This is a genomic window from Microbacterium luticocti DSM 19459 (genome assembly GCF_000422405.1).
Taxonomy (GTDB): Bacteria; Actinomycetota; Actinomycetes; order Actinomycetales; family Microbacteriaceae; genus Microbacterium; species Microbacterium luticocti.
The window spans coordinates 26582-45992 of the sequence record NZ_AULS01000005.1; the positions used below are offsets into that span (position 1 = coordinate 26582).

At 69.9% G+C, this 19411-nt stretch carries 16 protein-coding genes and 1 pseudogene; 10 read left to right on the top strand and 7 right to left on the bottom strand.

What is annotated here, in order from left to right; genetic code table 11:
• Window position 1 precedes the first annotated feature (1 nt).
• The 5 genes and pseudogenes from H577_RS0107285 (at window position 2) to H577_RS17940 (ending at window position 4400) form a co-directional block, all read left to right on the top strand.
• Entirely contained in the window at window positions 2-511 is a 510-nt protein-coding gene (locus H577_RS0107285; protein WP_029145404.1) for a tetratricopeptide repeat protein, read from the top strand.
• Between the two features lie 124 nt (window positions 512-635).
• Window positions 636-1229 (top strand): annotated as a pseudogene (locus tag H577_RS0107290) (ATP-dependent Clp protease proteolytic subunit); the annotation flags it as partial.
• A gap of 20 nt (window positions 1230-1249) precedes the next feature.
• A complete protein-coding gene (locus H577_RS0107295) occupies window positions 1250-1924 on the top strand; it encodes an ATP-dependent Clp protease proteolytic subunit (protein WP_029145406.1) in 675 nt (224 codons plus the stop codon).
• A gap of 156 nt (window positions 1925-2080) precedes the next feature.
• Entirely contained in the window at window positions 2081-3349 is a 1269-nt protein-coding gene (clpX, locus tag H577_RS0107300; RefSeq protein ID WP_029145407.1) for an ATP-dependent Clp protease ATP-binding subunit ClpX, read from the top strand.
• A 31-nt stretch (window positions 3350-3380) separates the two neighbouring features.
• Window positions 3381-4400, top strand: a complete 1020-nt coding sequence (locus H577_RS17940) for a hypothetical protein (RefSeq protein WP_211217901.1) — start codon at window positions 3381-3383, stop codon at window positions 4398-4400.
• A 54-nt stretch (window positions 4401-4454) separates the two neighbouring features.
• Here H577_RS17940 and H577_RS16960 read toward each other — a convergent pair whose 3' ends face one another.
• From H577_RS16960 to H577_RS0107320, 3 genes are all read right to left on the bottom strand, one after another.
• Window positions 4455-4946, bottom strand: a complete 492-nt coding sequence (locus H577_RS16960) for a GyrI-like domain-containing protein (RefSeq protein ID WP_051191848.1) — start codon at window positions 4944-4946, stop codon at window positions 4455-4457.
• 73 nt (window positions 4947-5019) lie between these two features.
• Complete coding sequence (locus tag H577_RS0107315) at window positions 5020-5664, bottom strand: class I SAM-dependent methyltransferase (protein ID WP_029145409.1); 645 nt, start codon at window positions 5662-5664, stop codon at window positions 5020-5022.
• A 16-nt stretch (window positions 5665-5680) separates the two neighbouring features.
• Window positions 5681-7738, bottom strand: a complete 2058-nt coding sequence (locus tag H577_RS0107320; protein ID WP_029145410.1) for a M3 family metallopeptidase — start codon at window positions 7736-7738, stop codon at window positions 5681-5683.
• A gap of 91 nt (window positions 7739-7829) precedes the next feature.
• Here H577_RS0107320 and H577_RS0107325 point away from each other — a divergent pair, with 91 nt between their 5' ends.
• Complete coding sequence (locus H577_RS0107325) at window positions 7830-8438, top strand: winged helix-turn-helix domain-containing protein (protein ID WP_051191849.1); 609 nt, start codon at window positions 7830-7832, stop codon at window positions 8436-8438.
• A gap of 1 nt (window position 8439) precedes the next feature.
• Window positions 8440-8643 (top strand): hypothetical protein, encoded by a 204-nt coding sequence (locus H577_RS0107330; protein ID WP_029145412.1) that lies wholly within the window; start codon window positions 8440-8442, stop codon window positions 8641-8643.
• A gap of 55 nt (window positions 8644-8698) precedes the next feature.
• On the opposite strand, the gene H577_RS0107335 is transcribed toward H577_RS0107330, so the two are convergent.
• The 4 genes from H577_RS0107335 to H577_RS0107350 form a co-directional block, all read right to left on the bottom strand.
• The gene (locus H577_RS0107335) at window positions 8699-8941 is read right to left on the bottom strand and encodes a hypothetical protein (protein WP_029145413.1); all 243 of its coding nucleotides are present in this window, start codon (window positions 8939-8941) and stop codon (window positions 8699-8701) included.
• Window position 8942: 1 nt separating this feature from the next.
• Window positions 8943-11519: a valine--tRNA ligase gene (gene valS / locus H577_RS0107340; protein WP_029145414.1), complete on the bottom strand. Its 2577-nt coding sequence runs from the start codon at window positions 11517-11519 to the stop codon at window positions 8943-8945.
• A gap of 237 nt (window positions 11520-11756) precedes the next feature.
• The gene (locus H577_RS16965) at window positions 11757-12596 is read right to left on the bottom strand and encodes a CAP domain-containing protein (RefSeq protein WP_051191850.1); all 840 of its coding nucleotides are present in this window, start codon (window positions 12594-12596) and stop codon (window positions 11757-11759) included.
• Window positions 12593-14035, bottom strand: coding sequence for an MFS transporter (locus tag H577_RS0107350; protein ID WP_245570358.1), 1443 nt, complete (start codon window positions 14033-14035; stop codon window positions 12593-12595). Before H577_RS0107350 ends, H577_RS16965 begins: the two co-directional genes overlap by 4 nt.
• A gap of 203 nt (window positions 14036-14238) precedes the next feature.
• Between H577_RS0107350 and ileS the strand changes: the two genes are divergently transcribed.
• Genes ileS through H577_RS0107365 form a run of 3 tightly spaced genes read left to right on the top strand, consistent with a single transcriptional unit; the run spans window position 14239 to window position 19411 of the window.
• Entirely contained in the window at window positions 14239-17616 is a 3378-nt protein-coding gene (gene ileS, locus H577_RS0107355) for an isoleucine--tRNA ligase (protein WP_029145416.1), read from the top strand.
• On the top strand, window positions 17613-19010 hold the full coding sequence (locus H577_RS0107360) for a bifunctional folylpolyglutamate synthase/dihydrofolate synthase (protein WP_029145417.1): 1398 nt from the start codon (window positions 17613-17615) through the stop codon (window positions 19008-19010). Before ileS ends, H577_RS0107360 begins: the two co-directional genes overlap by 4 nt.
• Window positions 19007-19411 (top strand): DUF4233 domain-containing protein, encoded by a 405-nt coding sequence (locus tag H577_RS0107365; RefSeq protein WP_029145418.1) that lies wholly within the window; start codon window positions 19007-19009, stop codon window positions 19409-19411. The genes H577_RS0107360 and H577_RS0107365 overlap by 4 nt, the downstream gene beginning before the upstream one ends.

Sequence of the window (19411 nt, forward strand, 5' to 3'; positions counted from 1 at the left end):
CATGACCGAGACCACCGACGACTGGCAGCGCCGCATCGACGCCGTGTGGGCGGATGACGCGCTCGACGACGACGACCGCGTCGCCGCGATCGACGCCCTTGCCGCCGAGCTGGGCGACGAGCATCCCGTCGCGCTGTTCGAACGGGCGGGAGCTCGCGACAGCGCCGGACGCGAGACCGAAGCCGAGCCGCTATATCGCGCCGCGCTGGGGGCCGGACTCGACCCCGGGCGGCGCACCCGCGCGGTGATCCAGCTGGCCAGCACGATCCGCAACCTCGGGCACCTCGATGAGGCGCTGGGGCTGCTGCGCGCCGAATACGAGGCGACCCGCGGCGCCGACATGCAGGACGAGGCCGCCGCGTTCTACGCGCTCGCGCTCGTCTCGTCGGGCGACGCCGTGCGCGGCGCGTCCGTCGCGCTCACCGCGCTCGCACCCCACCTGAGCCGCTACACGCGGTCGGTCCGCGGCTATGCCGCGGAGCTGCTCGACCCCCGACCGCGCAACGAGTGAACGGTCGCGTCGACGCCCGCGGGACCGCGGCGGCCGGCTGCGGCATCCGCCTGGCTATGCCGACGGCGAACAGGGGCGGGTCGCGCGATCCGCGCCGGTAGATTCGAAGCACGCAACCGAATCAGGAGCACGAATGGCTGAACCCCTTGTCGCGACCAGCGTCTTCGACAGGCTGCTGAAGGACCGCATCATCTGGCTGGGATCAGAGGTGCGCGACGACAACGCCAACGAGATCTGCGCGAAGATCCTCCTGCTCGCCGCAGAGGACTCCCAGAAGGACATCTACCTGTACATCAACTCGCCGGGCGGTTCGATCACCGCCGGGATGGCGATCTACGACACGATGCAGTTCGTGCCGAACGACATCGTCACCGTCGGCATCGGCATGGCCGCGTCGATGGGCCAGCTGCTGCTGACCAGCGGCACCAAGGGCAAGCGGTACATCACCCCCAACGCCCGCGTGCTGTTGCACCAGCCGCACGGCGGTTTCGGCGGCACCGCGAGCGACATCCAGACCCAGGCGCAGCTGATCCTCGACATGAAGAAGCGGCTCGCCGAGATCACCGCCGAACAGACCGGCAAGACCGTCGAGCAGATCAACGCCGACGGCGACCGCGACCGCTGGTTCTCGGCCGACGAGGCGCTGGAGTACGGCTTCGTCGACCACATCCGCGAGCACGCCGAAGACGTGCACGGCGGCGGCGGAACCAACCAGTGAGGCACGAAGGAGACATGCGCATGAACACCCCCTCTTTCGGTCTTCCGACCGTGCCCCGCGGACTGCACACGCCGTCCAGCCGCTACATCCTGCCGCAGTTCGAGGAGCGCACCGCCTACGGCTACAAGCGCCAGGACCCGTACAACAAGCTGTTCGAGGACCGGGTCATCTTCCTCGGCGTGCAGGTCGACGACGCGTCGGCCGACGACGTGATGGCGCAGCTGCTGGTGCTCGAGAGCCAGGACCCCGACCGCGACATCATCATGTACATCAACTCGCCCGGCGGCTCGTTCACGGCCATGACCGCGATCTACGACACCATGCAGTACGTGTCGCCGCAGATCCAGACGGTCGTGCTCGGCCAGGCCGCCTCGGCCGCCGCGGTGCTGCTGGCCGCCGGTGCGCCCGGCAAGCGGCTCGCGCTGCCGAACGCCCGCATCCTCATCCACCAGCCCGCCGTCGGCGAGGCCGGCCAGGGGCAGGCGTCCGACATCGAGATCCAGGCGAACGAGATCATGCGCATGCGCACCTGGCTCGAAGAGACGCTCGCCAAGCACTCCAAGCGCACCCAGGAGCAGGTCAACAAGGACATCGACCGCGACAAGATCCTGTCGGCTCAGGATGCCGTCGAGTACGGCCTGGTCGACCAGGTGCTCACCACCCGCAAGCGCGGGCAGAACGCGATCACGGCGTAGTCGCACCGCGCCGAAAGAGCCCCGACATCCCGCCCCGGATGCCGGGGCTCTGCTGTGGGCGGAGCAGAACGCGTCGCAATGCGGACGGATGTCGGGGCCAGCGATTAGGCTCGAACCACGCGGGCACACCTGCCCACGGCACACGAGGAGGGGCCCATGGCACGCATCGGCGAGAGTGCTGACCTGTTCAAGTGCTCGTTCTGCGGAAAGAGCCAGAAGCAGGTGCAGCAGTTGATCGCCGGCCCCGGCGTGTACATCTGCGACGAATGCGTCGAACTGTGCAACGAGATCATCGAAGAGCGGATGGCCGAATCCGCCGACGGGACGGTCTCGGAGTTCGACCTGCCCAAGCCGCGCGAGATCTTCGCGTTCCTCGAGGAGTACGTGGTCGGGCAGGACGACGCCAAGCGTGCATTGTCGGTGGCGGTGTACAACCACTACAAGCGGGTGCGGGCGCACTCGACGATCCAGTCGGCCGAGCAGCGTGCCGAAGAGGTCGAGATCGCCAAGAGCAACATCCTGCTGCTCGGCCCCACCGGCTGTGGCAAGACGTACCTGGCGCAGACGCTCGCCAAGCGCCTGAACGTGCCGTTCGCGGTGGCGGATGCCACAGCCCTGACCGAGGCCGGGTATGTCGGCGAGGACGTCGAGAACATCCTGCTCAAGCTGCTGCAGGCCGCGGACTTCGACACCAAGCGGGCCGAGACCGGAATCATCTACATCGACGAGGTCGACAAGATCGCCCGCAAGGCCGAGAACCCGTCCATCACGCGCGACGTGTCGGGCGAGGGTGTGCAGCAGGCGCTGCTGAAGATCCTCGAGGGCACGGTCGCATCTGTGCCGCCGCAGGGCGGGCGCAAGCATCCGCACCAGGAGTTCATCCAGATCGACACGACGAACGTGCTGTTCATCGTGGCCGGGGCCTTCGCCGGGCTCGAAGACATCATCTCGTCGCGGGTCGGCAAGCACGGCGTCGGGTTCGGAGCATCCCTGCACCGCAAGGACGAAGACCTCAACCTGTTCACCGAGGTGCAGCCCGAAGACCTGCACAAGTTCGGCCTGATCCCCGAGTTCATCGGCCGCCTGCCGGTCGTGGCCTCGGTGTCACCGCTGGACCGCCACGCGCTGATGGAGATCCTCACCACGCCGAAGAACGCGCTGGTCAAGCAGTATCAGCGGATGTTCCAGCTCGACGACGTCGAACTCGAGTTCGAGACGGATGCTCTCGAGTCGATCGCCGATCTCGCCGTCGCCCGCAAGACCGGCGCGCGCGGGCTGCGCGCGATCCTCGAGGACGTGCTGGGCCCGATCATGTTCGAGATCCCGTCCACCCAGGACGTCGACAAGGTCATCGTCACCAGGGCCGCGGTCGAGGAGGGCGCGGCTCCCACCCTCGTGCTGCGTCAGAAGCGCAAGAGCGCCTGAGCAGCCCCGTTCGATCCGACAGGGGAGCCGGATGAACACCGACTCGGAGCAGAGCCCGCAGGAGCGTACGGCGCAACCGGAACGGCCGCCCCGCAGACGGTGGACGCGGCGGACGACGGTCTGGGTCTCGACGGGTGTGGTCGCGCTGCTGGTGGTGGCGGCGTCGATCGCGGTTCCGCTGGGCATCACTGCCGCCGACCGTGCGAACGCCGCGGACGCCGCCCGCGCCGACGCCCCGACGCTGTCGGCCGCAGCGGATGCGGCGCAGGCAGCCGCCGACAGACACGAGCGCGCGCAGAAGATCGCGACAGCCGCGCTGGCGGCCGCGCGGCCGGCGGCGAAGACCGTCTCGGCGCATGTCGCGGAGTTCGGCCAGGATGCGGCGGACCTGCTCGCCACCGCCGTCGCCGACGTCGAGAAGGTCGCCGCGGCCGGTTCGGACGAAACCGGGTCGGCCGAGGCCGTGGTCCGGCTCGACGGGCTCGGTGACGGGCCGATCGCTGCGACGCTGGAGCAGTACTACCTCGAGGCGGACGACCGGGCGGCCGCCCGACACGAAGTGGCCGACGAGGCGGCGCGACTGCGCGCCGCGGGCGAACGCCTCGATGAGGACGAGGCGCGCGTGCGGCTCGCCGTCGAGAACCTCGACGCGGCCGTGGCGGGTGCGGCGCAGTCCGGGGCCGTGCAGGGCCGCAAGACGCTCACGTCGCTGCCGCATGCGAGTGCGAAGACCCGCTCTGCGCTGACCAAGGCGCTCGGCAAGCTCGATGCCGTCGCCAAGGCGCCGTCGCCGCAATGGCAGGCGCGCACCGCGGACGATCCGCTCGCGGTCGCCGACGGCGCGTCCGCGCTGAACGGCTACGTCTCCGGAGTCGACGCGGCCCGCAGTTCGAACAAGGCCAACACCCCGCCCCCACCGACCACCGGCGGGGGCGGAAGCGGCGGCGGCGGAACCGGCGGCGGCGGAAGCGGCGGGGGCGGAAGCGGTGGCGGTGGCGGTGGCACGTGCTGGATCTGGGGACCCTACGGGTCCATCCCGTACCGGTGTTGAGCGGGCCGCGGGTGGTGCGACGCAGACCCGCTCACCGTGTGGGCATGATCAGACTCACCGTGTGGGCATGATCAGATCGGTGCGCAGCGGCACGGCGCCCGACCGCGGGTCGGTGACGTAGGACTCGATCCAGATACCGATCGGTTGCGCACCGGAGCCGGCGACCAGGGCACCCCAGGCGGCGCCGAGCCCGTCGTAGTCTCCGACGTACGTCGTGGCGACGGCCAGCCCTTCGGGCAGCGCGGACGCCTCCACGGTGAGACCGTCCACCTCGATCGGCTTGGACGGCGCCGAGACGACAGGGAATCCGAGTTCGAGGTCGAACGTCTGCGACGGATCGCCGCGGTAGACGGCCACCGGCGGCCCGGCAGGGGTCAATGTGCCCGCCGCGAACAGCGATCCCAGCGCGGTGAAACCGTGGTCGAACACCTCGTTTAACTGGGCGACCGTGATGCCGGTGCGGCGGATGACGGCCAGCGGAGCGGCGTCGAGGTCGAGGCGGACGATGCCGTCGAACGGCTCGGGGGGAAACACGGTCTCGGTCACCCCTCGATCCTCGCAGGGCGCGGCATCCTCCGCCAGCCCGGCCCGCCGACGCCCGACCGGGGGATCCGCCCGATCAGTCGGCCCGGACGGCCTCGGCGATGAGTACACGGTCGTCGGCGCGCACCCAGGTCGCGAGCCGGTCGATGCGCAGGCCGACGGGTGCGAAGAGCGATTGCAGCCGGTCGGGCGTCGCGAACGACGCGTGGTCGCGCGGGAACGGCACGGCGGCAGGATGCTGGGCCGAAGAGTGCTCGGCATGGCTCTTGCCATGATGCCCGCCGCTGACGAAGGTCGCCGTGACGACACGGCCTCCGGGCCGGAGCACGCGCGCCCATTCCGCGATCGCATGCTCGGGCTCGGCGAAAAGATGAAGGGCCGTGACACAGGTGACGAGATCGACCGAGGCATCGTCGAGCGGCAGAGTCGTGGCATCCGCCTCGATCCAGTCGAGGCGCGGCTCGGCGGTGCGGGCGACGGCGAGCATGCCGGGGGAGATGTCGACGCCCGTGATGTGCAGACCGGGGCATCGGGCGAGCAGGGCTCGGGCGACGAGACCGGTGCCGGTCGCGGCATCCACCACCGTCCCGTCATCCGGCACGCGCGCGAACCGTGCGACCGACATGGCGAGAGCGCGGTGCATGGCATTCTCGTCATAGTCGCCCGCGCGGGCATCGAACGCCTCGCGGATCGCGGCCAGCTGATCGAACCGGTCCGTCATCCGAGCCTGCCTGCCCTCAGCCGTCCAGGCCGCGGCGCTTGAGCAGCGGGGCGATGTCGGCGTCGCGGCCGCGGAAGTCGCGATAGGCCTCGAGCGGGTCCTTCGAGCCGCCCACGCCGAGCAGCTTCTCGCGGAAGCGGTCGCCGTTCTCGCGGGTGAGCCCGCCGTTCTCTTTGAACCACTCGACGGTGTCGGCGTCGAGCACTTCGCTCCAGATGTACGAGTAGTACCCGGCGCTGTAGCCGCCCGAGAACACGTGCTGGAAGTACGTCGACGAATAGCGCGTCGGCACCGCCGGGTTGTCGAGTCCGATGTCGGCGAGGGCGGATGCCTCGAACCCGGCGACGTCGATCTCTTGCGCGGCCTGCTGTTCGGTCAACGTGTGCCACGCCTGGTCGAGCCATGCGGCCGCCAGGTACTCGCTGGTGGCGAAGCCCTGGTTGAACGTCTCTGACGCCCGGAGCTTGTCGACCACATCGGCCGGCAGCGGCTCGCCGGTCTCGATGTGCCGGGCGTAGTTGTCCAGCACCTCGGGCCACAGCATCCACATCTCGTTGACTTGGCTGGGGAACTCGACGAAGTCGCGGAACACCTCGGTGCCGGCGAAGTGCGGGTAGGTGACCGTCGCGAACAGCCCGTGCAGCGCGTGTCCGAACTCGTGGAACAGCGTGCTCACCTCGTCGAAGCTAAGCAGGGTGGGCTGCCCTGGTGCGGGCTTGGACACGTTGAGGTTGTTGACCACCACGGCCTTCGTGCCGCGCAGTGCCGACTGGTCGACGATCGAGTTCATCCAGGCGCCGCCGCGCTTCGTGTCGCGCGTGTACAGGTCGAGGATGTACAGGCCCTGCGCCGAGCCATCGGCGTTGTGCACCTCGAACACCCGTGCGTCGGGGTGGTAGGCCTGCAGGTCGTCGCGTTCGGTGAACGTGACGCCGTACAGCCGCGTCGCCGCGAAGAAGACGCCGTCGCGCAGCACGCGCTCGGCCTCGAACCAGGGGCGCAGCGCGGCGGTGTCGATCGCATACTCGGCCTGGCGCACCTTTTCGGTGTAGAACGCCCAATCGTGCGCGGCGAGCTCGAACCGGTCGCCGGACTCGTCGATCATCGCCTGCAGCGCGGCCTGCTCGCGGCGAGCATTGCGCGCGGCGGGCGCGGCGAGTCGGTGCAGCAGGTCGCGCACCGCCTGCGGGTTGCCGGCGGTCTCATCGGCGGTCACATACGCCGCGTGCGAGTCGTAGCCGAGCAGCGCGGCGCGCTCCGCCCGCAACCGCACGATCTGGCGCAGCACGTCACGGTTGTCGTTCGCGTTGCCGCGCGAGCCCCGCGCCCGCGACGCGTCCATGATCCGCCGCCGGGCGTCGCGATCGTGCATACCGGCGAGGTAGGGGTGCCCGGTGAACAGGGGGAGCGTGACCAGGTACGCGCCGTCCAGACCGCGCTCGGCCGCGGCCTGCGCCGCCGCCGACAGCTCGCCGTCGGTCAGGCCCGCCAGATCGTCGGCGTCGCGGAACAGCACGGCAAGGTCGTTGGTGTCGGCCAGCAGGTTCTTGTCGAACGTCGTGGTCAGGGTCGATAGCTGGGTGTTCAGCGCGGTGACCTCGGCCTTGGCGGCGTCGTCCAGCCCCGCGCCGGCGTGTGTCATCTCGCGGTACCAGCGCTGCACCAGGTAGTGCTCCTCCGGCGCCAGGTCGAGGTCGTCCAGCCGGTCGTGCAGGCTCTTGATGCGCGCGTAGAGCCGGCCGTCGAGCTGGATCGCGTCCTGGTGCGCGGCCATCAGCGGGGCGAGCTGCTCTTCGATCTGCTGGATCTTCTCGGTCGCATCGGCGGATGACACCGTGTAGAACGCCGTCGCGACGTCGTGCAGCAGGCGGCCCGAGTTCTCCAGCGGCACCATGGTGTTCTCGAACGTCGGCGTCGAGCGCACCCGCGTGATCGCGGCGATCTCCTGCAGGTGTTCGTCGAACGCGACCTCGAACGCCGGCAGATAGTGTTCCGGGCGGATCTGCGCGTACGGCGGAAGGCCGTACGGGAGGGTGCTGGGGGACAGAAGAGGGTTGGCCGAGGCATCCGTCATGGACCCAGCGTAACGGAGCCGGCGCGATCGCAAAGAACCACTTGCAAAGAAACACTTGCAAAAGATCATTCGCAAAGGTATCTTTGCAGACATGGACGAGAACACCCAGTCTCAGACGCCTGGCGGTGCGCGCAAGCCGCGGCTCATCGACGGCGGTGCGCTGCGCGCCCTGGCTCACCCGCTGCGCGTGCAGATCTACGACATCCTGTCGCAGTACGGGCCGCAGACCGCCAGCAGCCTGGCCGCCATGACGGGGGAGTCCACCGGGGCCACCAGCTACCACCTGCGTGCGCTCGCCAAGCACGACCTGATCCGCGAGGTCGACGGCCGCGGCACCGCCCGGGAGCGGTGGTGGGAGCGGCCCCAGGGGTCGGTCACCTTCGGCAGCCCCGAGGGGCTGAAGACCCCGGCGGGTCGTGCCGCCACTCAGGTGGTGCTGACCGAGTTCCTCAACCGCCGACACCAGCAACTGCTGCACTACGTGGCCGAAGGGCTGCGCAAGCCGGATGATCCCGACGAGACCGGCATGATCACCACCGCGACCGCCCGATTGACCGCGGACCAGATGGCCGACCTGACCGCGCGGCTCACCGTCATCATCGACGAGTTCGTCGACAAGTACCGCGACCAGCCCGGTGACGGTCTGCGCACCGTGACCATCCGCGCCGACGTCTTCGCTCTTCCCGAGGAGGGACACTGACATGACCGCCATGACCACCCGTGCCATCCGCACGCCCGACCTGACACCGCTGGAACGGATGCTGTTGACCTCGGCACGCGCGCTCGAGTGCGCGGTGCGGCGACGGATGGCGCGACGCCAGGCCGCGGCATCCACCGGCTTCGACCCGGTCGAGCAGCGCCGGGCCCACGCCGTCGACGCCTACCGGCGGCTGCACCTGCGGTGAGCGCACCGGTGCTCCGGCGCAACGCAGGCCGCACCGTCGGCCCGCCGATCGCGGTCTAGCCGAACTCGTCCTCGTCGTCGTGGCGCACGACGACCTGCCCGGTGTGGTCGAGGGTCACGATGACGCCGAGATCGAGTTCGGCCACGGGCCGGCCCTCGAGCCAGGTGAGCGTCCAGCGTGCGACGCCCTGTTCGTCGGGCGGCAGGTCGACCTCGACGGCGCGCAGCTGCGCGACGAACTCGGGCGAAAGCTGTGCCGGCGGTTCAGCTCCCGCGGCCCACCGTGTGCCCAGCTGCATGTCAGGCCTCCGGCGCCGCGAGCTCGATGTCCGACACGGTGAGTTCGTCCGCCTCGGCGTACGTGATCTCGGCGATGCGACCGACAGCCTTGAGGTCGCCTTCTGCCAGACGGATCGCGGCGACCACGTCGGCGGGGCCGGCGATCGTCACGTGCGAGACCGGCGTCTTCTGGGATGCCTTGGCCTCGGTCTTGGCGCGGCGGATGCCCACCAGCGCGGCGCTCACGGCCGACAGCACCTGCGTGTCGCCGGCGATATCCAGCGGCTCGGGCCAGTTCGCCCGGTGCACCGACCCCTGCTCGAACCACGACCACGCCTCTTCGGTCGCGAACGCGAGCACCGGGGCGAGCAGCCGCAGCAGCGTCGAGAGCGCCAGGCGCAGGGCGAGAGCCGCCGAGGCCTGACCCACGTCGCCGCGGTCGTATGCGCGCTCCTTCACCAGCTCGAGGTAGTCGTCGCAGAACGTCCAGAAGAACGCTTCGGTGACCTCGAGAGCCCGCGCGTGGTCATACTGCTCGTAGGCGGTGGTCGCCTCGCGGATCACACGGTCCAGCATGGTCAGCATCGAGGCATCCAGCGCATGCGTCACCTCGGCGCCCTCGGGAACCGGGAACGACAGCACGAACTTCGCGGCGTTGAGCACCTTGATCGCCAGCCGACGGCCGATCTTCACCTGCGTCGGGTTCTGCGGATCGAAGGCGGCGTCGGCGCCGAGCCGGCTGGATGCCGCCCAGTACCGCACCGCGTCGGTGCCGTGCTGGTCGAGGATGTCGGCCGGGGTGACGACGTTGCCCTTGGACTTGGACATCTTCTTGCGGTCGGGGTCGACGATGAAGCCCGAGATCGCGGCATCCGTCCACGGCGCACGGCCGTCTTCGAGCGCACTGCGCACCATCGTCGAGAACAGCCAGGTGCGGATGATGTCCTGCCCCTGCGGGCGCACGTCGAACGGTGCGACCAGGTTCCACAGTTCGTCGTCGCGCTGCCATCCGCCGGCCAGCTGCGGCGTCAGCGACGAGGTCGCCCAGGTGTCGAGGATGTCTTTCTCGGCCTCGAACCCACCGGGCATGCCGCGCTGGTCTTCGGTGTAGCCGGGCGGCACGTCGGTGGTGGGGTCGACGGGCAGGCTCGCCGGGTCGGGCGTGAGCACGCGGTCGTGGTCGATCTCGCCGTTCTCGTCGATCGCGTACCAGATCGGGAACGGCACGCCGAAGAACCGCTGCCGTGACACCAGCCAGTCGCCGGTGAGCCCGTTGGTCCAGTTCTCGTAGCGCACGCGCATGAAGTCCGGGTGCCACGACATGCTCTGGCCGAGTGCGATGAGCGTGGCGCGCAGCTGTTCGTCGCGGGCGCCGTTGCGCAGGTACCACTGCCGGGTCGACACGATCTCGAGTGGCCGGTCGCCCTTCTCGTAGAACTTCACGGCGTGGCTGAACGGCGTCGACACCGCGTGCAGGTCGCCGGATGCTTCGAGCAGCTCGACGATCTGTTTGCGGGCGCTGAACACGGTCTTGCCGGCCAGCTGTGCGTATGCGGCGCGGCCGGCCTCGCCGGTGATCGCCTCGGGGGCTTCTGCGATGACCCGGCCGTCCTTGCCCAGCACGGTGCGGTTGGGCAGGTCGAGTTCGCGCCACCACACGATGTCGGTCACGTCGCCGAACGTGCAGATCATCGCGATTCCCGAGCCCTTGTCGGGCTGGGCGAGGGGGTGTGCGAGCACCGGCACCTCGACGTCGAACAGCGGCGTGCGCACCGTGGTGCCGAACAGCGGCCGGTACCGTTCGTCGTCGGGGTGGGCGACCAGGGCCACGCACGCGGGCAGCAGCTCGGGCCGCGTGGTCTCGATGAGCACGTCACCGGCGCCGTCGGTGCGGTGGAAGGCCACCCGGTGGAATGCGGCCTGCTGCTCGCGGTCCTCGAGTTCGGCCTGGGCGATGGCCGAGCGGAAGTCGATGTCCCACAGCGTGGGGGCCAGGGCCTGGTAGGCCTCGCCGCGCTGCAGGTTGCGCAGGAATGCCAGCTGGCTGACGCGGATGGTGTCGTCCGAGATGGTGCGGTAGGTCTGCGTCCAGTCCACCGACAGACCGAGCTGACGGAACAGGGCCTCGAAATGCTTCTCGTCTTCGAGGGTGAGCGTCTCGCACAGCTCGATGAAGTTGCGACGACTGATCGGCACCTGGTCGGCGGGCTTCAGGCTCTTGGCATCGCCGTGGAACGGCGGCTCGAAGTCGGCGTCGTACGGCAGCGACGGATCGCAGCGCACGCCGTAGTAGTTCTGCACGCGGCGTTCGGTCGGCAGGCCGTTGTCGTCCCAGCCCATCGGGTAGAAGACGGTCTTGCCGCGCATCCGCTCGAAGCGCGCCTTCAGATCGGTGTGTGTGAACGAGAACACGTGACCGATGTGCAGGCTGCCCGACGCCGTCGGAGGGGGAGTGTCGATCGAGTACACGCCCGGGCGGCCGCCGGCCTTGGCGGCGTCGCGGTCGAACAGGTACGTCCCCTGCTCGCGCCAGACGGCATCCCACTTCTGCTCGAGACCCTCGAGTGCGGGCTTGTCGGGAATGCGGGCATCGGCCATCGGGGTCTCCTCGAGCGATATAGGCGGCACTGTGTGAGCGTGCCTGAGTGTGGGATGCCCGGCCATCCTACCGGACGACGTTTCACCTCACCCGAGACCCCGGGGGCGTCACCCGAGCTTCCCATTGTCCTGCGTACGGATTGCGCAGCGCTTGCCACGACGCAGAAGCACCCCCGGTGTTGTGGGGCGTGTACGCAACGTGAATGAAGATTGCCGGCTCGACGGGCGGTAGTGGGCTCAGGCCCGCCGGCGGCGGGCCAGTGCGGTGACGGCGAGAGCGACCGCGATCAGGGCGAGCGCCGCCGCGATGATGCCGATCAGGGCGGGGGCGGGCAGCACGGTCGGCGACGTCGTCTGTGCGGTCGCGGGCGGCGTCGGATCCGATGACGTCCCCGGCGATATCGCGGCCGGTGAGGGTGTCGCCATGGCTGACCCGGGGGTGGATGCCCGGGCGGACGCGCTCGGACGCGCCGATGCCACCGGTGTCGCCGCTGCCGGGTGTGACGTCGCCGGCGCGTGCTTCGCGGGTGCGGGCTTCGCGGGGGCGGGCTTCGCGGGAGCCGGCTTGGGCTTCGGCTTCGCCGGGGCCGGCTTGGGTTTCGGCTTGGCCGCCGCCGGGGCGGCGGAGTATGTCCCGAACACCTGCACGCCCCAGGTGTGGCCGCCGACGACGACCCAGCCGACGCCGATGTCGGTGTAGCCGCCGAGGATGTTCGCGCGGTGCCCGGGCGAGGCCATCCAGGCCGCCTCCATCGCCTGCGGGGTGGGTTGGCCGTTCGCGACGTTCTCGCCCAGTGCGCGCCACCCCGTGGGCACCTGCCCGCTCAGGTTCGGGTTGTGCGACATCGTGGCGGTGTCGGCCATGTGCTGCGCCCAGCGCTGGGCGACCGCATCCAACGCGGTGCTCTCACGCAGGGCCGGGAACCCCTGGGCGGCTCGGTCGCGGTTCACCAGCGACACGATCGTCGACGCCGTCGACGCGGATGCCGGGGTCGCAACACCGGCGAGGGTGATCGTCGTTGCCGCCAGTGCCAGCACGGCCGCGGCGGCGACGCGTCGCAGGAGGGCGACCCTCATGCGGCACCGGCCGAGGACGACTCCACCTCGACGTCGTCGTCGTGCCCGGGCTGCGGCATCCGTCGCCATGCCGCCCACGCGGCGACGAGCGTGACCGCCGACATCACGGCCAGGATGACTCCGGGATGCCACCAGGCGTAACCGGTGGACTCGCCGAGAGCGACGGTCAGCAGCGGCACGAACCCGCTCACCGTCGCCGCGATCGCGTACGAGAACGACAGGGCCGAATAGCGGAAGTGGTCGGGGAACAGATCGTTCATCAGGCCACCCAGCGCCGCCCACGACATGGTCGGCAGAATGCCTCCGATGATCATCGTGCCCACCAGGATCGGGAAGGTCGCGAACTGCAGCATCCAGTACATCGGGAACGTGATCAGCAGCGTGCCGACCGCACCCCACAGCACGACCGGTGCGGATCCGATCCGGCGGGCCCACGCGCCGAACAGCGGGATCGTCACGAACTGCAGCAGCGCGCCCACGGTGGTGGCCACCAACAGGTCCTGGAAGCTGAAGCCGAGGTGCGCGACGCCGTAGTTCACCGTGTACGTGTTCATCAGCGAATACGAACCGATGCCCAGCAGCGCCGCGCCCGTGGCGATGAGCAGAGCGGCGGGCCGCTGCGCGAACATCGTGGCCACCGGCATACGGTCGCGCCGGTGTTCGGTCACGACCCGACGGAACACGGGCGTCTCGGAGATCGACCAGCGCAGATACAGCGAGACGGCCAGCAGCGGCAACGCGAGCAGGAACGGGATGCGCCAGCCCCACGCCGCGAGCTGGTCGGCGGGCATGATCGCGGCCATCACGATGAACACCGCGGCCGACAGCGTGGAGCCGACGGGGGAGCCCAGCTGCGGGATGGCGGCGTAGAACGCGCGCGACAGGCGGCCGGAATGCTCGGTGGCCAGCAGGATCGATCCGCCCCACTCGCCGCCCAGTGACAGCCCCTGCACGACGCGCAGCACCACCAGCAGCACGGCGCCGAGCCATCCGGTCTGGTGATACGTCGGCAGCAGGCCGATCAGGCCGGTCGCCACGCCCATGATGCCGACCGTCCACAGCAGCGTGGCGCGGCGGCCGAGGCGATCGCCCATGTGCCCGAACAGCGCCGCACCCAGCGGCCGCACCACGAACGCCACCGCGATCGTCGAGAACGACGCCAGTGTCGCCCCGAACGGGCCGAGCGGATCGAAGAACAGCGGCCCGATGAAGTACGCCGAAAAGTAGGCGAACACATAGAAGTCGAAGGACTCGAGCGAGGTGCCGACCATGGAGGCCCACGCGACGCGGCGGGTGGGGACGGATGCTGCGGGCAGAACGGTCACGGGCATCCATCCTGGCACGAGTCCGGCCCAGTTGGACGCGATCCAGTAATCCTGGTTCGTGCCCGGCGCGTCGCGCGGGATGCCCTGGCCCGCGTAGAATGTCGGCACAGGCATCGATCCGGCCATCACCGGGGAGCCCTCGGAAGAACAGCGCCCGCCGCCCGCCGCGGATGGCGCCCAGTAGAACCGAGCGGGGCAGGCCCGTCACAGCCGCTGTGAGAGTGGGGCGCGTGCGCCCACGCGGGGTGGTACCGCGGTCCGGTGTCCGAAGCACAGGGTCGTCCCGGCGGATCCGGAACGAGACCTGCGAGACGCCCATGACCTACCCCCGCGAATCCGCCTTCGGCCCCGCCGCCGCGCCTGTTCCGAGCCCCCGCTTTGCCGACATCGAGCGTGAGACGCTCGCGTTCTGGCAGCGCGACGACACCTTCCGCGCCTCCATCGCGCAGCGCGAGGGCGCCGAGGAATGGGTGTTCTACGATGGCCCCCCGTTCGCGAACGGGCTGCCCCACTACGGGCACCTGCTCACCGGGTACGCCAAGGACGTGTTCCCCCGGTTCCAGACCATGCGCGGCAAGAAGGTCGACCGCGTGTTCGGCTGGGACACGCACGGTCTGCCCGCCGAGCTCGAGGCGATGAAACAGCTCGGCATCACCGAAAAGGACCAGATCGAGCAGATGGGCATCGCGACCTTCAACGCGAAGGCCCGGTCCTCGGTGCTCGAGTACACCCGCGAGTGGCAGGACTACGTCACCCGCCAAGCCCGTTGGGTCGACTTCGATCGCGGCTACAAGACCCTCGATGTCTCGTACATGGAGTCGGTGCTCTGGGCGTTCAAAACCCTCTACGACAAGGGCCTCGCCTATGAGGGATACCGGGTGCTGCCGTACTGCTGGCGCGACGAGACCCCGCTTTCCAACCACGAGCTGCGCATGGACGACGACGTCTACAAGATGCGCCAGGACCCGTCCGTCACCGTCACCTTCCCGCTGGTCGGCGAGAAGGCCGAGGCCCTGGGTCTTCACGGCGTGCGCGCCCTCGCCTGGACCACCACCCCATGGACGCTGCCCACCAACCTCGCGCTCGCCGTCGGTGGTGACATCCGCTACGTGGTCGTGCCCGCCGGGCCTGCCGGTGCGCGCGACGGCGGCGACCACCGTTACCTGCTGGCCGCCGATCTGCTCGCTAACCACGCCAAGGACCTCGGATACGACAGCCCGGATGCCGCGGCATCCGCCGTCGTGACGACCGTGACCGGCGCGGACCTGGCCGGGATCGGCTACCAGCCGTTGTTCGACTACTACGCCGACACCGACGCGTACGGCACGCAGAACGCCTGGCGCATCCTCGTCGACGACTACGTCACCACCACCGACGGCACCGGCATCGTCCACCAGGCCCCGGCCTACGGTGAGGACGACCAGCGCGTGTGCGAGGCCCACGGCATCCCGGTCGTCGTCAGCCTCGACGACGGCGGCCGCTTCCTGCCGCAGGTGACGGATGTCGCGGGGCAGCTGTGGATGGATGCGAACCGCCCGCTCATCCGGATGCTGCAGGCGAACGGCCGCCTGCTGCGCGAGCAGAGCTACGAGCACTCGTATCCGCACTGCTGGCGCTGCCGCAACCCGCTCATCTACCGTGCGGTGTCGAGTTGGTTCGTGCGGGTCACCGAGATCAAAGACCGCATGCTGGCGAACAACGAGCAGATCACCTGGGTGCCTGCCGGCGTCAAGCACGGCCAGTTCGGCAAGTGGCTCGAGGGCGCCCGCGACTGGTCGGTGAGCCGCAACCGGTACTGGGGCTCGCCCATCCCGGTCTGGCGCAGCGACGACCCTGCCCACCCGCGCATCGACGTGTACGGCTCGCTCGACGAGCTCGAGCGTGACTTCGGCACGCTGCCGCGGAATCCTGACGGCGAGGTCGACCTGCACCGCCCGTACATCGACGAGCTCACCCGGCCGAACCCCGACGACCCCACCGGCCGCAGCACGATGCGGCGCATCGAGGACGTGTTCGACGTGTGGTTCGACTCCGGCTCGATGCCGTACGCGCAGGTGCACTACCCGTTCGAGAACCAGGAGTGGTTCGACACGCACGCGCCCGCCGACTTCATCGTGGAGTACATCGGGCAGACCCGCGGCTGGTTCTACGTCATGCACGTGCTGTCGACGGCGCTGTTCGACCGCCCCGCATTCACCGGCGTCAGCTGCCACGGCATCGTGCTCGGCAGTGACGGGCAGAAGATGTCGAAGTCGCTGCGCAACTACCCGGACGTCAGCGAGGTCTTCGACCGCGACGGCTCCGACGCGATGCGCTGGTTCTTGATGTCGAGCTCGGTGCTGCGCGGCGGCAACCTCGTCGTCACCGAAGAAGGCATCCGCGCGGGCGTGCGCGAGTTCCTGCTGCCGCTGTGGAACGCGTGGTACTTCTTCGCCACCTATGCCAACGCGTGCGGGTACGAGGCGAGGTGGCGCACCGACTCCACGGACGTGCTCGACCGGTACATCCTGTCGCTGACCGGGCGGTTGGTCACCGACGTGGCCGCCGACCTCGAAGGTCTGGACTCCACGACCGCCACCGAGCGGCTGCGCGACTTCGCCGAGGCGCTCACCAACTGGTACATCCGGCGCTCCCGCGACCGCTTCTGGACCGGGGTGGATGCCGCCGACCCCCGCACCACCGAGGCGTTCGACACCCTCTACACCGTGCTCGAGACGCTGTGCCGGGTGGCCGCTCCGCTGATCCCGCTCGTCGCCGAGCGTGTGTGGCAGGGACTGACCGGCGGCCGCAGCGTGCACCTGACCGACTGGCCAGATGCCGGCGCGTTCGGCGAGGCAGCCGCCATCCGTGCCGCGATGGACGCGGTGCGCGAGATCTCGAGCGTGGGCAATGCGCTGCGCAAGAAGGCGGGTCGCCGGGTGCGCCTGCCACTGGCCGAGCTGACGGTCGTGACGACGGATGCTGCGGCCCTGGCGGCATACGAAGACATCCTGCGCGATGAGCTCAACGTCAAGGCCGTGCGCCTGGTCGAGCTGGGCGAGACGACCGCGGCCGAGTACGGCATCACCCACCGGCTCAGTGTGAACGCACGCGCGGCCGGCCCCCGCCTGGGCACGCAGGTACAGCAGGTCATCCGGGCCGCGAAGGCCGGGGACTGGTCCGAGCGCGACGGGGCCGTCACCGCCGGGGGCGTGGCGCTCGAGCCCGGGGAGTACGACCTGGTGCTCGAGACCACCGGGCGGCCCGACGGCGAGGCGCTCGCGCTGCTGCCGCGCGGCGGGTTCGTGCTGCTCGACACCCAGACCACGCCCGAGTTGGAGGCCGAGGGCCTGGCCCGCGACGTCATCCGTGCCGTGCAGGACACCCGCAAGGCGGCCGGGTTCGACGTCAGCGACCGCATCCGCCTCGAGCTGCTGTTCGGCGCCGCCGCCGACGGCGACGCGGTGGCCGCCGCGTTCGAACTCGCCGACGTCGCCGGCGAGACGCTCGCGCTCTCACACGCGCTGAAGGTCGTGGGTCGCGACGTGCAGCTCGCCGAAGACATCGCCGAACTGCCCGACAGCTGGGCGGGCGAGGTACGCCAGGGCGTGCTGTTCGACCACGACCCCGACAAGATCGCATCGTTCGCCGCCGGCGCCTACGCCAACACCGGGCCGTTCTGGGTCGCCGTCACGAAGGTCGAGGCATCCGCATGAGCAAAAAACGCCACCCGAGCGATCGGGAACGCGCCGACGCGGTCTACGCCGAACTGCTGACCCGGCAGGGCGAGCGGTGGGTGCAGCCCCGTGTCGAGCGCACCCGGCGGGTGCTCGAGCTGCTCGACGACCCGCAGCGGACCTACCGCGTCGTGCACATCACCGGTACCAACGGCAAGACCTCGACGGCTCGCATGATCGAGAGCCTGGTGCGCGCGCACGGCCTGCGCACCGGCCTGTTCACCAGCCCGCACCTGGAGCGGTTCACCGAGCGGATCATGATCGACGGCAGCCCGGCCGACGACGCAGCGGTCGCCGACGCCTGGGACGAGGTCGAACCGTTCGTCGGCATCGTCGACGCCGAGCTGACCGCCGCCGGCGATGCGCCGCTGACGTTCTTCGAGATCCTGACGGTGCTGGCGTTCGTGGTGGCCGCCGACGCGCCGGTCGACGTGCTCGTGCTCGAGGTGGGCATGGGCGGGTCATGGGACTCGACCAACACCGCCGACGGGGATGTCGCGGTGTTCACCCCGATCGACATGGACCACGCCGACCGGCTCGGCGACACGATCGAGGCGATCGCGGTGGTCAAATCGGGCATCATCAAGGACGGCGCCGCCGTGGTCTCGGCTGCCCAGCGTCCCGAGGTCGATGCGGTGCTGCGCGACGCGGCGGCCGCGCACGGGGCGAGCATCGCGTTCGAGGGGCAGGACTTCGCCCTCGTCGAACAGCGCCTGGCGGTGGGAGGCCAGCAGATCACCGTGCGCGGGCTGGGCGGTGTCTACGAAAACGAGTACCTGCCGCTGTACGGCGAGCACCAGGGCTTCAACGCCGCCCTGGCGATCGCGGCGGTGGAGTCACTGATCGGCGAGACGAGCGACCCGATCCCGGCGGGGATCGTCGCCGAGGGGCTGGCCGAGGCGACCTCGCCCGGTCGCCTGCAGTTGGTGGGCACCGCCCCGACGGTGCTGGTGGATGCCGCACACAACCCGCACGGTATGCACGCGCTGGTCGCGGCGCTGCGCACGGCGTTCGACTTCGACGAGTGGGGGTTCGTGTTCGGCGTGTTCGCCGACAAGGACGCCGCAGGGATCGTCGCCGAGTTCGCCCCGATCGCCGCGCACGTGTTCGCCACCGCACCCGAGTCCGACCGCGCGCTCGACGCGGATGCGGTCGCCGACCTGGTCGAGGCATCCGGTGTACCGGTCACCGTGCACACCGATCTGACCGCCGCCGCGGACGCGGCACGCGAGTGGGCGGCGGAATCGGAGCGTCGCGCCGTCGTGATCGCCGGGTCGATCGTGCTGGCCGGCCAGGCGGTGACCCTGGCCGCCGGGCAGGACTGGGCCCACCGGCGGGGCGGCTCGCCCGGCGGTGCCGGGAGCGCCTCGTGAGCGGGGTCGCACATCAGCGGCGGCGACGCGGGGCGGCGGAGTCGCTCGGCCAGATCGTGCTGGTGTTCGAGTCGGTCATCGTCTTTCTCGCCGGGCTCGTCGTCTTCGGGCTGAAGGCGCTCGCGCCTGCCGGCCTTCCGGACTGGTGGGGCATCGTCGGCGGTGCGGTCGTCGCCGTGCTGATGATCGCCGTCAGCGGCCTGCTGCGGCACCGGTGGGGGATCGTGCTCGGCTGGGTGCTGCAGGTCGTCGTCGCGCTGGCGGCCTTCCTCGTCCCGGCGATCCTGCTGGTGGCGCTGGTTTTCGGCGGCATGTGGGCGTATGCCACCATCAAGGGGGCGTCGCTGGACCGGCGCAATGCGCGACTGCAAGCAGAACACGACCGTGCGAATGGAGAATGA